A 15,852-nucleotide genomic window follows, 5' to 3' on the forward strand; every position below is an offset into this window, starting at 1 on the left:
ACTAAATTTATTCAGTTAAGTAGTTGAGTTTTCCAGCAAATCCTCTTTTGAATATTTAATCGCCTCCTGAAACTGTTCTTTAAAATATTTTTTATAAAGGCCATTTTTCTGCAGTAATTCTTGATGACTGCCTATTTCTTTAATTGCTCCTTTCTCCAAAACTACAATTTTATCCACATTCATAATTGTAGAAAGACGATGTGCAATAATAAAAGTTGTTCTTCCTTCCATTAATTTTTCTAAAGACTCCTGGATTAAATTTTCGGATCTGGAATCAAGTGAAGAAGTGGCTTCATCAAGAATTAAAATGGAAGGGTCACTTAAAAAAGCTCTGGTAATTGTTATTCTCTGTTTTTGTCCTCCCGAAAGGCGCGCACCTCTTTCCCCGACCTCAGATTCAAAATTATTTTCCAGCTGCATAATAAAATCGTAAGCATTAGCTGCTTTAGCCGCTTTGATTATTTCTTCTTCCGCAGCATCTTTTTTCCCGTAAAGAATGTTTTCTCTAAGAGTACCGCTAAATAAAATTGCCTCCTGAAGAACTATTCCTATCTTTTCTCGCAGTGATTTTAGCTTAAATTCTCTTATGTCTTCTCCATCAATTAAGATTTTACCTGAAGATACATCATAAAAACGAGGAATCAAATTGACCAGAGAGGATTTCCCGGCTCCACTTGCCCCTACAAAAGCAATCTTTTCTCCTTTTTCTACAGTCAAATTTATATTTTTTAAAACTTTTTCTTCCCCATTATAGGAGAAATTAACATTTTTAAATTCTATTTTTTTCTCCATATCAACGAATTCTCGGGCATTTTCTTTTTCCTGCACCTCAGGTGTTTTATCAAAAACCTCAAAAACTCTATCGATAGCCGCCATTGAATTCGAAAAAACAACATTTAGCCGAGAAAATCGTTCAATTGGCATATAGAACATACCCAGATAGGCATAAAAAGCTGTCATCTCACCAATTGATAAATTACCATTAAGAATACTTATTGAAGCAAACCAGATTATAATTACAGGTGCTATTTTAATTAAAAAACCATTTAAAGCATTGTTAATAGAAGAGAGTTTAACTCGATTCATATTAAAATTAAAAAGTTTTTTAGATTTTTTTTCGAATTTTTCTTCTTCCTGTTTTTCCATTGTAAAAGCTCTAATAACAGTTGCTCCTGATATTTTTTCCTGAACATCCCCCTGAATATTTTCGATTTCATCCTGAACCATTCTACTCGATTCTTTAACCCGCTGGCCTATAGTTTTAATTATCATTATATAAAAAGGTAGAATTGATAAACTGATCAGAGTCAGTGTTACATCCATCTTAAACATAATAATCAGCAGAAATATTAAAATAGACCCATCAATCCAGACATTTGTCATAGCACTATTTAGCATATTCTGACAGAGCTGAATATCACTGATTAATCTGGTTACAATGGCTCCTGATTTATTTTGATCAAAATAAGAAGCAGACATTCTCTGAATATGCTTAAATAGATTATAACGAAGATCAAAAACTACACTCTGAGCCAGTTTACCTGCATATTTATGTCGAATATAAACCCCTGGAATCCAGACGAAAAAATAAAGGCCAATCATCAACGAAGAATAATAGTGGATTTTACTAATATACTCAGATTTCAGACCGACAGATATATTGCCCGCATTAACAAGGATTTCGTCAACAAAATATCGCATAATCTGAGGAAAAATCATTGGCAGAACAAATTTAATTGTTCCCCCAAAAGCAGCAAATAAAATATAATGCCAGTAAGGTTTAACATAGTTTAAAAATCTTTTAAATGAATTCAATTTTATCACTCCATAATTTTTATGTCTTAATAGCAATTAAGACTTCTGAAATTAATCAGAAGTCTTATCTACTTAATAGGGAGTTAAACTATATTTGCTAATCAAAATTATTTTGTTAATCTTGATGGAAATTCTACCAAATTATCTATCTTAATTGGCTGATCTTTTTCAATTGACCGTCTGGCTGCTATACCTGTTAAAATTGACATTGCCCCATCATAGCCACCTGCCTGTCGTCCCAGTGGATCTGCTTCAGGATTTTCAAGGAAAATATCTTCTAATAAACGCTTATCTCCTCCACCATGTCCACCCTCTTCCACTTCTACATCAATTGTATAGGACTCTTCAAAAAGTGGAAAAACTTCCAGCCTGATATTATTATCCGGGGTCTGTCTTTCTAATTCTCCATCATGTCCGCTAATATAAGAAGCTTCGACAACATCCTGTTCAATTCTTCCCTCAGTTCCAATAAAGGCAACTTTATATCCCTCATAAGGTGCATAGTTATTAAGTGAATAACTTAAAAGTGCTCTGTTCTGATACCTGACAGTCAGAGCTCTTGTATCCCAGATATTTATTTCTGGAGAGAATACACAGCGATCTCTAAAGTAGCCGTCTTCAGCTTCTGCATCCAGATAAAGAGCAGAAAGTTTATCTGAAGAACTCATATCAAGTTCAAAATTACATTGCTCCTTAACATCACAATCCTTACATCTCATTCTATACTGAAAAGTTTCTGGTTTATAAAATCTTTTCTCACCAAAGGCAAATACTTCTTCGGGGGCTGAGTCAAGCCACCAGTTTACTAAATCAAAATGATGAGTTGCCTTGTGAACCCAGAGTGAACCTGAGTTTCTTTTTTCTCCATGCCAGCGGCGATAATAATCAGCACCATGAGTCGTATCCAGATACCAGTGAAACTCAACCATTGTCACCTCACCAATTACTCCCTCCTGCAGCATTTCCTTTACTTTAGAGCGGTAAGGTGAATAACGATAATTAAATGTAACAGTTAAATCATTACCTGTTTCTTCCATAGTATCAATTATTTCTTGATTTTTTACTTCGTTGGTGGTCATCGGCTTTTCTGTAATCACTTTTAAATCATTTTTCAGACCCTTAATTATGTATTCATGGTGATGTGAATCTTTGGTGGTAACTACAATCCCCTCGATATTCTCTTCTGCCAGCATTTTTTCAAACTGATGCGGCTTATAGGTTGGCAGCTCAAGACCCAGTTTTTCGTTAACATAGTCCATTCTTGTCTGATTTAAGTCAAGCAGAGCAACCAGTTCATTTTCTGCTGCTATTTTTTCATTTTCAACTAAGGCTTCATAATACATTGCTGAACGTGACCCGGTTCCAATTACTGCGTATCTCATTATTAATTCCTCCCAAATATGATTAATTGATTATAAGCAAATTTTATATAAAAAAAAGAATAATAACAAGACATTTATTGTTTTCCTTAGTTGATATTCAACATTTTTTGATATCTTTAGTTAAAAAAAGACAGCTGAGAAAATTCAGCTGCCTTAACAGTATCATCCTGCTAGTTATTTAAGTAACTCCGCAGTAATTCTTCTATAATCTCATCGCGGTCAATAGTTCTAATCATTGTCCGGGCATCTTTGTAGCTTGTTATATAAGCAGGATCTCCAGAAAGTAAATATCCGACAATTTGGTTAATAGGATTATACCCTTTTTCCTCCAGGGCCTTAGAAACCTTACCCAGCACAAATGCTGCTTCACTTAATTCTTCTTTATTAATCTTAAATCTCATAGTTTTATCATTAAAATCTTCTGCGGCCATATATATCACATCCCGTATTTTAATTTGCCTTATATTATTATTTCTGCAGTCAGCTGCAAATTCCTTGTTTTTATCAGTAATTTTTACTTATAAAGCTTAATTTAATATTTTATTTAATCAGCCTTCAATTTCCCTCACAATTTTTTCTACTTCTGCCAGTGCCTCAGCAGTCTTTTCTGGTTTTGAACCTCCTGCCTGGGCCATATCAGGACGTCCACCCCCACCACCACCGGCAATTCGGGCTACTTTTGAGATAATATCTCCAGCTTTAAATCCTTTTTTAATAAGATCATCAGTAACAGAGGCAACAAAAATAACCTTGTTCTCACCTTTACTGGCCAGAACAATTACAGCTGAATCAATTTTATCTTTCAGCTGATCATTTAAATTTCTTAAGGCTGAATTATCAAGTCCATCCAATTCTGCTGTCAGTAAATTTACTCCTTCTACTTCCTGCAGTTGGTCAATCAATTCGTCTTTTTTCGAACCAGCTAATTTCTGTTTTAATGCTTCCAGATCTTTTTCCAGATTTTTTTGTTCTTTCTGCAATTGTTTAACCCGCTGCAGCAAATTATCAGGCTCAGTTTTTAGTTCAGCAGCAGTCTTATTTAAAAGATCAAGTTTTGAATTAAAGTAATCAAGAGCATATTCACCGGTTACTGCTTCAATTCTTCTTACTCCAGCAGCAATACCGCTTTCCGAAACAATTTTAAAGGCTCCGATGTCACCAGTAGCATCAACATGGGTTCCACCACATAATTCAAGGCTGTAATTACCCATTTTAACAACTCTGACTTCTTCGCCATATTTTTCACCAAAAAGAGCAGTCGCTCCCATCTTTTTAGCTTCATCAATATCTTTTATCTCAGTTTGAACAGAATAATTTTTCATTACTGCCTGATTTACTTTTCTTTCAATCTCATCAATTTCCTCTGCTGTAAGAGCAGAAAAGTGAGTAAAGTCAAAACGCAATCTATCTGGAGCTACCAGAGAACCTGACTGATTTACATGTTCACCTAAGACTTCTTTTAAAGCTTTATGAAGCAGATGAGTTGCCGAATGATGACGGGCAGTTGCCAGACGGCGGTTATGATATACTACTGCTTCCACAGCAGAACCAGGCTTGAGTTCACCTTTATTTACTTCTACCTGATGAACAAAAACATCAGCTTTTTTAATAGTATCCTTAACCTCTGCCTCAAAATTATCAGACTTAATTACCCCTTTGTCCCCAATCTGACCTCCACTTTCTGCATAAAATGGAGTCTTTGCAAGAATAATCTCACCGTTTTCCCCCTTGCCAAGCTTTTCGACCTTCTGCTTATCTTTAAGCAGGCCAACAACTTTAGTCTTTTCTTTGAAGGAGTGGTAACCGGTAAAGTTATCTTCCTCAATCTGATCTTTAAACTCTGCGTATAACTTTTCTACCTCACCACTGCTGAAAGAAGTTTCCTCTCTGGCTTCGCGAGCTCTTTTCCGCTGAGCTTCCATCTCTTTTTCAAAACCATCTTCATCAACTTTAATTCCGGCTTCGGCTGCAATATCTTCAGTTAAATCAAGGGGAAAGCCGTAAGTATCATAGAGGCGGAAGGCATCCTTACCGGCCAGTACTTCTTTATTTTCGGCTTCAAGTTCAGCCAGCATTTCTTCCAGAATATTTAAACCCTGTTCTAAGGTTTTTAAGAAACTTTCTTCTTCAGATTTAAGCACATTTTTAACATGAGCCAGCTGTTTTTTTAAATCGGGAGCAACTCCCTTTACAATCTCAGCTGTTTTTTCTACTAATTTATATAAAAATGGTTCTTTAAAACCAAGTTTGCGGCCATAACGAGCAGCCCTTCTAATCAGCCGCCTAATTACATAACCCCGTCCCTCATTGGAAGGCAGAGCTCCATCTGAAATAGCAACAGAGGCTGAACGAATGTGGTCGGCAATTACTCGATAAGCAGTAACACTCTCCTGATCCTGCTGATAGGGAATACCTGTCATTTCTACTACCTGATCGATAATCGGTTTAATTAAATCTGTTTCAAAGTTGGTTTCAGTTTCCTGCAGAATTGATGCAACCCTCTCCAGACCCATTCCGGTATCTATATTTTTATTTGGTAATTCTTTGTATTCTCCCGCCTCAGTATAATTGTACTGAGTAAATACCAGGTTCCAGATTTCTAAATATCTGTCACCCTCACCACCGAGTACATCTTCTTCACTATCTCCAGCTTCTACACCGCGGTCATAATGAATCTCCGAACAGGGACCACAGGGACCAGTTCCAATCTGCCAGAAATTTTCTTTTTTCCCCATGCGGACAATTCTTTCTTCCGGCAGCCCAACCTGATCATGCCAGATTTTAAAAGCTTCTTCATCTTCTCTATAAATTGTTATCCAGAGCTTATCCTGATCCAGTTCCAATACTTCTGTTACAAACTCCCAGGCCCAGGTAATGGCCTCTTCTTTAAAATAATCGCCAAAAGAAAAATTACCCAGCATCTCAAAATAGGTGTGGTGGCGGGCTGTTTTACCGACATTTTCTATATCATTTGTACGGATACACTTCTGGCTGGTAGCAATACGCTTTTTAGGTGGCTCAAGGCTGCCGTCAAAATAAGGCTTAAAAGGAGCCATCCCGGCATTTATCCACAACAGACTCGGATCATTTTTGGGAATCAGCGGTGCACTATCCATAACTAAGTGACCCTTTGACTCAAAAAAATCAAGATAAGCCTGTCTTATTTCATCTCCACTTTTAATCATTAAAACCTTCCTCTCTATAAATTTATTTCTTTCTCTCAGATATTAATCTCCACGACGCTTTTCATTGAGAATTAATTATGGATTGTTCTCCTAATAACTGCTGCCGCTGAAATTAAATTAGTTATATTAAAGTATATTTATTTTTCTGTTCGTAATTGTATTTAACTGAAACTAGTGCTCAAAATCTTAAATCGACTGACTAAGCAGCTTTTCTAGAAAAACTTTAAGAATATGAGCAATTAATAAGACCTGAGAACAGGATGCTCTCAGCTGACCGCAGAACACGAGGTTCTGATCGGGAAGGTAGTCTTATTAATTGCAAAATATGATTATTTGTTTTTCTTAAAGCTGATCTGGATGGAGAATTAAGATTTTGAGACCCTAGTTATTTTAAACTAATTTATAATGAACAGAAAAATAAATTATAGTACCATTTAAACTAATTTAATTTTAGCAAAGCGGCGTTTACCAATCTGAATTATCATTTCATCCTCAACTTTAATATCCAGATTAATCTTTTCATATTTTTCATCATTTATTGTGACAGCACCCTGTTTGATCATTCTGCGGGCCTGACTGTTAGAGTCAACAAGTCCAGTGGCAGCAACCAGTTTAACTATCCAGAGCTCGCCAGCTTCCAGATCAGATTCTGCGATCTCAATTACAGGAATATCTTCTGGCAGATTACCTTTTGAGAACACACTTTCAAATTCCTGGCGGGCTTTAACTGCCGCCTCATCATTGTGATATTCGCTTACAATCTCATGTGCAAGTTCCTTTTTTAGCTCCATAGGATTAAAATCATCCCGACTGAGCTTTTCTTTCATCTCTTCTAAGCGTTTAATTGAAACATCAGTTAAAAGCTCAAAATAACGTAAAATCATGTCATCCGGAATCGACATTACCTTTCCAAACATATCAGCAGGCTGATCATAAACTCCAATATAATTATCCAGACTTTTACTCATCTTATTAACACCATCTAAACCTTCCAGTAAAGGCATCATAAGTACTACCTGAGCCTCCTGGCCGTATTCCTGCTGCAGTTTGCGTCCAACTAAAAGGTTAAAACGCTGGTCAGTCCCCCCCAATTCAACATCAGCTTCAATTGCAACTGAATCATAACCCTGCATTAAAGGATAGAAAAATTCGTGAATCCCGATTGGTTTTCCCGAATTATAGCGCTTGGAAAAATCATCACGCTCCAGCATTCTTGCTACTGTATAATGAGCGGAAAGTTCTAATACATCAGCAAAATCCATTTCATTTAACCAGTCACCATTAAACACAACATTTGTTTTATCTGGATCAAGCACCTTAGAAAACTGTTCTTCGTATGTACGGGCATTTTCTAAAACTTCTTCTTTTGTCAGCTGATTTCTGGTTTCAGATTTTCCAGTCGGATCACCAATCATCCCGGTAAAATCACCTATAATTAAATAAACTTCATGACCCAAATCCTGAAATTGCTTCAGCTTGCGAAGCACAACAGTATGACCTAGATGAATATCCGGTGCGGAAGGATCAAGTCCCAGCTTGACTTTTAAAGGCCTGCCTTCTTTTTCTGCTGCAACCAATTTTTCCTTGAGTTCTTCTTCGGAGATAAGATCACTTACTCCTCTTTTTAGTATCTTTAACTGTTCATTAATTTCCATAAAAAACACCTGTCCCTTGCTGTCGGCAACAGGTACTTCACCTCCTGTATCCTTTGTCATTTAATTATAACAGATAGATTAATTACTAACAAGGGGTACCATAAACAGCTGTTTTATGTTATAATATTTTATTGACGGGAGGTTAAGTAATGAAGAAAAGAACAAAGGCAATATTTTTAATAACTTTTTTATTAATTTTTGCCCTGGGAACAGGCGCTATCTTAGGTGCTGTCACCTGGATTATTCAGGATACTCCTGATATTAGTGATTATAAAGGTTCAAGTGAAGCGACCCTGATTTATGATGCGAAGGGTGAGCTTTTAACAAAATTATTTAAGGAAAATAGAGTCTATGTCCCTTTAGAAAGAATGCCGGAAGATTTAAAGAATGCAATTGTAGCAATTGAAGATACTAAATTTTATGTACATCACGGTATTGACTTCTGGGGTATAGGACGTGCAATGGTTAATAATATAATGAAAGGTGATCTGCTTGACCAGGGAGCAAGTACAATAACCCAGCAGCTGGCAAGGAATGCTTTTTTAACACTGGATAAAAATTACCTGCGTAAAATTCAGGAAGCATATCTGGCAATTCAATTTGAAAGACTGTATACTAAATCCGAAATTTTAGAAATGTATTTAAATGAAATATTTCTCGGACACAGTGCTTATGGAGTTGAAACCGCTTCTCTGCAGTATTTTGGTAAACATGTCTGGGAACTTGATCTGGCAGAATCTGCTTTAATTGCAGGTTTACCCCAGTCACCAAATAATTATTCTCCTTTAAGAAACCCGAAACTTGCTATTAAAAGAAGAAATGTTGTTCTGGATAGAATGTATGAGCTGGATTATATTTCTAAATCGGAAAGAGATAAAGCTAAAAATGAAAAATTAAATTTAGATACGGTTGAAGAAAAAAGTGAAAATAGAGCTCATTATTTTATTCTTTATGTCAGAGATCAATTAATTGATCGTTTTGGAGCTTCGATGGTTTACAGTGGTGGACTTAAGGTACATACAACTCTAGACCCTGAAATGCAGAAATTAGCTGAACAGACAATTAATAATAAAATTGAAAATGGATTTATTCCCTCTTTTCAGAGTAATCAGAGTGAAAATCTGCAGCCCCAGTTATCACTTGTTAGCCTGGATGTAAATAATGGTGCTATTAGAGCAATGGTTGGTGGTCGGGGAACTGATCAGTTTAACCGCGCCTATCAGGCAGTACGACAGCCGGGATCTGCTTTTAAACCATTTGTTTATTCTACAGCCTTAATTGAAGGTGATTATACAACAGGAACTGTAATCAATGATTTACCTATGCTGGCCTCAGAAAGTGGTAAGGGTAATAACCTTAGTATCTGGCCTCGTGATTATGGAGATCATTACAGAGGGTTGATCAATTTAAATACTGCTTTAACTCACTCAGTCAATGTTGCAGCCGTAAAATTAATTAAGGATGTAGGAGTAAAAAAGGTAATTGATTTTACAAAAAGATTGGGGATTTCGACTTTTACTGAAAATGATGGACTGGCTGATCACTATTCTCTTGCGCTTGGTGGATTAAATCGAGGAGTAACCCCACTTGAGATGGCTTCTGCTTATAGCACCTTTGCCAACAAGGGTATTTATACCGAACCCCATGCGATAACAAGAGTCTATAATAAGCATGATAAATTAATTTACGAAGCACAGCCTGAAAGTAAAATGGTAATGTCACAGGAAGATAGTTATTTAATTACTTCCATGTTAAAAAGTGTTGTTGATAATGGTACCGGCCATCGAGCACAGATGAATCGCGATGTAGCAGGTAAAACAGGAACTACTAATGATTATACTGATGCCTGGTTTGTCGGTTTTACATCTCAAATAGCCACAAGTGTCTGGATTGGTGAAGATACACGAAGATCAATGGAATATGATGTTAAAACTGTTAGTAGTGGTGAAGCTGCTCAAATTTGGGGAGACTACATGCGGGCGGCAGTTAAAGATATGCCAGTTATCAATTTTCAGATGCCTGAAAATATTATAGAAGTAGACGTTGATCCTTATACCGGGCTATTAGCGAACGAATACTCACCCCGGATTGATGTTTTACCCTATAAAAGAGGGACTGAACCGAATCAAAAGGAAAGTCTGCATGGTCCGGTAGAAACAGTTAGAGTTGATAAGGCCAGTGGACTGCTGGCAACAGAGAATTGTCCTTCTGATCAGGTTGAAGAAAGACATTATATTTCTGGTTCCAATATTAGAATCGGGCCAGCACAAAAATCATTTAGAGAGGTTAATTCAAACAAAAAATCTGATGAACTTGTTAGAGGAACCTATACAATTGCAGCTGGTGAGCCAGTACAGCAAATTGATCATGAATACGGAATTCCAAAGGTTCAGCGAAATGGAAATCTTCGCTATGAAACAAAACCTGATCGTTACTGTAATCGTCATCCTGCCAGTGCACCTTTAACTCAGGAGCAGGATACAAGCTCAGATAATAACAATTCGAAAAAAGAAGAAAATCCAATCAGAAGCCTTTTTGACATCTTTGGTAACGATTAACTGCTAATTTAAAATATAAAAAAATAATAATATGCTAAAATCAAAAAGGGATTTCTCCTACTTGCAGAGGAGAAATCCCTTTTATAAATCTATTAGATAATAAATAGATCTCTATCTATTTAATTTTAACAATCGTAACTCCCATTCCACCTTCTTTTTGTCTACCGAGGCGATAATCTTTAACATGAGAATTCTTCGCAAGCACTTCTTCTACAGCCTGCCGTAAAGCACCTGTTCCCTTCCCGTGAACTATTTCCACTTCATTTAAACCCGCTAGAAATGCATCATCTAAATATTTATCGACTTTATATTGAGCTGCCTCATATCTTTCTCCTCTTAAATCAAGCTTTGGAGAAACATGCTGAGCTTTCTGAACTCTATAATTTTTAAGCTGTTTTTCTTCATTATCATCAGGGATATCTACTTTTACCAGATCGGCCAGAGAGGCTGTCACCTGCATAATTCCAGCCTGAATCTGAGCTTCTTTTTTGTCACGGTCAATAGCAGTTATCTCACCCTTACGGCCGATACTTCTTACTCGTACCTGATCACCTATTTCAAATTTATCTGCAGAAATTTTCTCTTTCTCCTTTTTATTTTCAGCTTCCAAAATTTGACTCAACTCTTTAAGCTCCTGGTTGGCAGATGTCTGAGCTCGATCAACTTCAGAACGCTGAGTATAATCTTTCTGCTTCAGATTTGAAATTATCCTTCTGGCTTCTTTTTTTGTCTCTTCAACAATCGATTCTGCTTCCTCACGAGCAGCTTTCATTTCTTTTTCATGCTGCTGCTGCTGTTCCTTAATCATACTTTCATATTTCTCTTTTAACTCTTTTTCGCAATTTCGATATTCTTCCATCTCCTGTCGCAATTGCTGGTAGCGGTTTCTTTCCTGATTCAGTTCATTAATAATATCTTCAACTTTTATTTCTTCATCACTTAAAAGTGTGCGGGCTCGATCAATTATTTCTCTGGGAATTCCCAGTCTAAGAGCAATCTCAAAGGCATTGGAACCTCCTGGAACCCCCATAATCAACTTATAAGTTGGTTTTAAGGTTTCAATATCAAACTCAACTGAAGCATTTTCGACTCGCTCTGTTGTATAGGCATAACTTTTTAACTGACTATAATGGGTTGTAGCAATAGTAATTGCATTTTTTTCCTGCAATTTTTCCAGAATAGAAATACCCAGGGCTGCCCCCTCTTCAGGATCAGTTCCAACCCCGAGTTCATCCATTAAAACTAGAGTAGAATTATCTGATTCTGCCAGAAATTCTCGAATCCGGTGCATATGAGAAGAAAAAGTACTTAAGCTTTGTTCAATACTTTGTTCATCTCCAATATCAGCAAATATTTTTTTAAAGACAGCTACCGTAGAATTGGCAGCAGCAGGAATATGCAGTCCGGACTGAGTCATTAAAGTTAACAGCCCAACAGTTTTTAAAGCAACTGTTTTACCACCGGTATTTGGACCGGTAATTACCAGTGTTGCAATATCGTCACCAAGCTTAAGATCGATTGGCACCGGTTCTTCTTTCAAAAGCGGATGACGGGCCTGATTTAACTCTATAATCCCCTTTTCGTTAATTTCAGGGGCATTACACTGATAATCAAGACTAAACTTTGCGGCTGCTGAGATACTGTCCAGCCTGCTTAAAATCATTAAATCTCTTTTTATAATACTCTCATCTTGAGCGATTTTTGAGCTGAGCATCTGCAATATGCGCTGAATCTCTGCGCTCTCTCTGGCTCTAACTTCTCTAAGCTCGTTATTTAAACGAACTACAGCCATCGGTTCCATAAAAAGTGTCAGACCACTGGCAGACTGACCGTGGACTATTCCATCAAAATTATTACGCTGCTCCTGTTTAACAGGTACAACATATCGGTTTTCTCTTCTGGTCACTATGTTTTCCTGGAGCATATCCTGATAGTGTTTGCTTTTAATTATTGAATCAAGTTTATCTCGAATTGAATTCTCTATTGAATCAATTTTTGAGCGCAGTGATTTTAGTTTAGCACTTGCATCATCAGCTACTTCTCCATATTCATTAATACAGCGATCAATTTCTCTGGCCAGTGCAGGTCGATTCTGCAGATCTGCGCATAAATCGTAAATTATCTGATATTCTCTCTCTATAATTCTCGGATCAAGATCAGACTCAATATTATCTAAATAGCGCTGAAGCTCAAAAACTCCTCTCAGGGTGCTTCTCACTCTGGTGATTGCATCCGTGGAAAGTACAGATCCTTTTGCTGCTTTTTTTAAATCCTCTCTAATATCACGGACTCCACCAAAAGGAGGAGTAGAAAACTCTTTAATCATTGACTTTAAAGCTGTAACTTCAGCCAGTCTTTCTTTAATATATTTGCTATTATTAACAGGTTCTAATTTTTTTATAATTTCTTTTCCAATCTTTGTTGCTGATCTCTCAGCAGTCATCTTAATAATTTTATTATATTCGAGTACTTCCAGACTGTGTTCTTTCAACTTAAATACCTCCGGAATTAATTTTATGGCTAAATTCGTTTCGATTACTAATATTTATTATAATTTACAAAAAGTTAATTGACTAAGAATTCTTTCCTTTCTGCTTCAAAAAATCAAGCAGCTGTTCTGAGGAAAAAGTATTGATCACATCTTCTTTTTCGAGCCAGCCGCGGCGAGCAGTTACTATTCCAAATTCCATATCACTGTATTCCTTATAATGATGGGCATCAGTATTGATTGAGATTTTTCCTCCTGCCTTTTTAACTTTACGAGCCCATTCAGCATTCAGATCCAGACGCTGAGGTGAGGCATTAATTTCAAGTGCTGTGCCATTCTCTGCAGCTGCTTTGATTACTTTTTCTAAATCAACTGCATAAGCTTCTCTTCCTCCCAGCATTCTTCCCCGGGGATGTGCTATTAAATTTACATGAGGATTTTTAACTGCTCTGATAATTCTGGCTGTCATCTGATCCTCATCAAGGTTAAAATAACTATGCACAGAAGCTATTACAAAATCAATTTTTTCCAGCAGCTCATCCTTAAAATCCAGCTCTCCATTTTTAAGAATATCAACTTCTACTCCTTTAAATATTCTAAAATCAGTCAGAGTTTGATTAAGTTGATCAATTTCTTCAAGCTGCTCTTTTAACTCTTTAATTGACATACCACTGGCTACGGTCAGAGACTGGGAGTGATCGGTTACAGCAATATACTGATAACCTCTTTCTTTAGCAGCTTCTGCCATTTTCCTAATCGAAAAGGCACCATCACTGTAGCGGGAATGCAGATGGAGATCCCCTTTAATATCAGTCAGCTGAATACTATTAGGTAATTCTCCTCTTTGAGCTGCCTCAATTTCTCCCTGATCTTCTCTCAATTCGGGAATAATATAATCAAGCCCCAGAATTCTAAAAATATCTGCTTCAGATTCAATTTTTTCTTTACTACCGTCATCTCTAAAAAGTCCGTATTCACTCAGCTTTAAATTTTTATCTTTAGCAAGCTGCCTCATCCTTACATTATGAGCCTGAGATCCGGTAAAATAATGGAGGGCAGAAGGAAATTCTTCTTTACTGACTAATCTAAAATCAGTCTGTACTCCCTGATCAGTTCTGATGCTGACCTTGGTCTCTCCAGCGCCAATAACCTCAGCCACAAAATCAAGATTTTTTATTTTTTGGGAAAGCTTTTTCGGCTCTGCAGTCGCAATCAAAATATCGAGATCACCGATCAGTTCTTTGGCTCTCCTGCTGCTGCCGCAGACTTCAATTTCTCCAAAAAGATCAGGCTCAAGCTCAGTTTTAATTGTTTCAATAATCTCTTCCGCTGTTCTTAAAGCTTTTGCCAGAATAATTTTATCAACATACTTTTCATGGTTTTTTAATGCTCTGAGTAATTTTTCCTCTGACTTTTTCCCAAAACCCTTAAGTTTCTGTACTTTTCCAGCCTTAAGAGCCTTTTCCAGACCTATCAAATCTTCAATTTCCAATTCATAATAAAAGCGGTGCGCTGTTTTAGGACCCAGCCCCTGTATATCTGTCATTTCTATAACTCCGGCTGGCAGCTCTGCTTTAATCGCTTCCATTTCCTCGATAAGACCATTCTGAAGAAGTTCATTAATCGATTCTGCAATACCGCTCCCAATTCCTTTAATATCTTTTAATTTATCCTCCGCTGCCAGCTGCTGAATATTATCGGCGTAAGATTCTATTTTACGAGCTGCATTGGCATAAGCTCTTATCTTAAAGTCATTTTCTCCTTTAATTGCCATTAAGTCAGCAAATTCTGACAGAATCTTTGCAATTTCTTTATTGCTTATTTCCTGCATCATAACACCTCTTTCCTCTGTTATTAAAAACTTTAATTAAAAGCTAAAAGGCCATGAAAATTTCATGGCCGAAAAATTTCTTCAATCTTTGATTGTATAAAGGGTGATGCCTCGATGATTCTTTTTGCCAGAAATGATTCATTTAAAACATCATTAATTTTTTGATAGGGGATCTGGGCCAGAATTAGAATCAATAAATAAACAATTATCCCAGCTTTTACCAGACCCAACAAAAATCCAGCAGCACGATCAACCGGCTGCAGAAAAATAGCATCCACAATTTTTTTCAGGGTAATCCCCAGTACATGAATTACTATATTAACAACTATAAAAATTACCGCAAAAGAAATAAACTGCAGCAGCGAAGTTGAAAGATCTAAATACGGTTCCAAAAATTGAGTAAAATACTCATACTGTCTAACGGCCACAAATAAAGCCGCAAGCAGTCCGAGTATAGTACTGGTCTGATCTATAAATCCTCTTCTAAAACCATTATAGGCAAAAAAGAGTAAAATTACCAAGATAATGATATCGAGGAAATTAATAATATCCAATTATTCTACCTCCTCGAGTAGAGTATTTAATTCCTCATTCTCCTGCCGCAGTTTTTTTAATTCCTGATGTAAACTCTGATTAGCCTCTTTTAATCTTTCTTTTTCTTTACTTAAATCAATACACTGACTGCGAAGTTTAAAATATTCATCAGCCAGATTAATCATAGTTAGATGAGATAAGCGCCGAAAAGGCAATTTAGGATAAGCATTTTTGATCTCCCTGCCGGTTTTTTCTACATGGTCTGCAAGTTTATTAATATATTCTTCACTAAATTCTCCGGTCACAGTAAACTGGTCTCCCAGAATATTTAATTTGAATTTTTTCTTATTTTGATTTTTTTCCTTAATCATTAGCAACATCTCCAGCTTTAGTAGTCTACTTTA

Annotated in this window: 10 protein-coding genes; 1 reads left to right on the plus strand and 9 read right to left on the minus strand. The window is 36.6% G+C overall.

Annotated elements, in window-relative coordinates; all coding sequences use genetic code 11:
- Nucleotides 1-15: 15 nt before the first annotated feature.
- The 5 genes from DFR80_RS03200 to tyrS all read right to left on the minus strand — a co-directional run bounded on the left by DFR80_RS03200 (nt 16) and on the right by tyrS (nt 8,037).
- Nucleotides 16-1,815 carry an ABC transporter ATP-binding protein gene (locus DFR80_RS03200; protein WP_158537673.1) on the minus strand — a complete coding sequence of 600 codons (1,800 nt, stop codon included), beginning with the start codon at nt 1,813-1,815 and terminating at the stop codon, nt 16-18.
- A 107-nt stretch (nt 1,816-1,922) separates the two neighbouring features.
- The gene (locus DFR80_RS03205) at nt 1,923-3,197 is read right to left on the minus strand and encodes a Gfo/Idh/MocA family protein (RefSeq protein ID WP_076543660.1); all 1,275 of its coding nucleotides are present in this window, start codon (nt 3,195-3,197) and stop codon (nt 1,923-1,925) included.
- A gap of 170 nt (nt 3,198-3,367) precedes the next feature.
- Complete coding sequence (locus DFR80_RS03210; RefSeq protein ID WP_076543661.1) at nt 3,368-3,628, minus strand: IreB family regulatory phosphoprotein; 261 nt, start codon at nt 3,626-3,628, stop codon at nt 3,368-3,370.
- A gap of 117 nt (nt 3,629-3,745) precedes the next feature.
- Nucleotides 3,746-6,382, minus strand: a complete 2,637-nt coding sequence (gene alaS / locus DFR80_RS03215; protein WP_114489195.1) for an alanine--tRNA ligase — start codon at nt 6,380-6,382, stop codon at nt 3,746-3,748.
- A 434-nt stretch (nt 6,383-6,816) separates the two neighbouring features.
- A complete protein-coding gene (tyrS, locus tag DFR80_RS03220) occupies nt 6,817-8,037 on the minus strand; it encodes a tyrosine--tRNA ligase (RefSeq protein ID WP_076543663.1) in 1,221 nt (406 codons plus the stop codon).
- 149 nt (nt 8,038-8,186) lie between these two features.
- Between tyrS and DFR80_RS03225 the strand changes: the two genes are divergently transcribed.
- Nucleotides 8,187-10,595, plus strand: coding sequence for a penicillin-binding protein 1A (locus DFR80_RS03225; RefSeq protein WP_114489196.1), 2,409 nt, complete (start codon nt 8,187-8,189; stop codon nt 10,593-10,595).
- 115 nt (nt 10,596-10,710) lie between these two features.
- Here DFR80_RS03225 and DFR80_RS03230 read toward each other — a convergent pair whose 3' ends face one another.
- The 4 genes from DFR80_RS03230 to DFR80_RS03245 form a co-directional block, all read right to left on the minus strand.
- Complete coding sequence (locus tag DFR80_RS03230) at nt 10,711-13,086, minus strand: endonuclease MutS2 (RefSeq protein ID WP_114489197.1); 2,376 nt, start codon at nt 13,084-13,086, stop codon at nt 10,711-10,713.
- 82 nt (nt 13,087-13,168) lie between these two features.
- The gene (gene polX / locus DFR80_RS03235) at nt 13,169-14,914 is read right to left on the minus strand and encodes a DNA polymerase/3'-5' exonuclease PolX (RefSeq protein WP_114489198.1); all 1,746 of its coding nucleotides are present in this window, start codon (nt 14,912-14,914) and stop codon (nt 13,169-13,171) included.
- A 62-nt stretch (nt 14,915-14,976) separates the two neighbouring features.
- A complete protein-coding gene (locus DFR80_RS03240; protein ID WP_076546101.1) occupies nt 14,977-15,468 on the minus strand; it encodes a CvpA family protein in 492 nt (163 codons plus the stop codon).
- Nucleotides 15,469-15,819, minus strand: a complete 351-nt coding sequence (locus DFR80_RS03245; protein ID WP_076546102.1) for a cell division protein ZapA — start codon at nt 15,817-15,819, stop codon at nt 15,469-15,471.
- Between the last annotated feature and the right edge of the window lie 33 nt (nt 15,820-15,852).

This window comes from Halanaerobium sp. ST460_2HS_T2, assembly GCF_003337665.1.
Taxonomy (GTDB): Bacteria; Bacillota; Halanaerobiia; order Halanaerobiales; family Halanaerobiaceae; genus Halanaerobium; species Halanaerobium kushneri.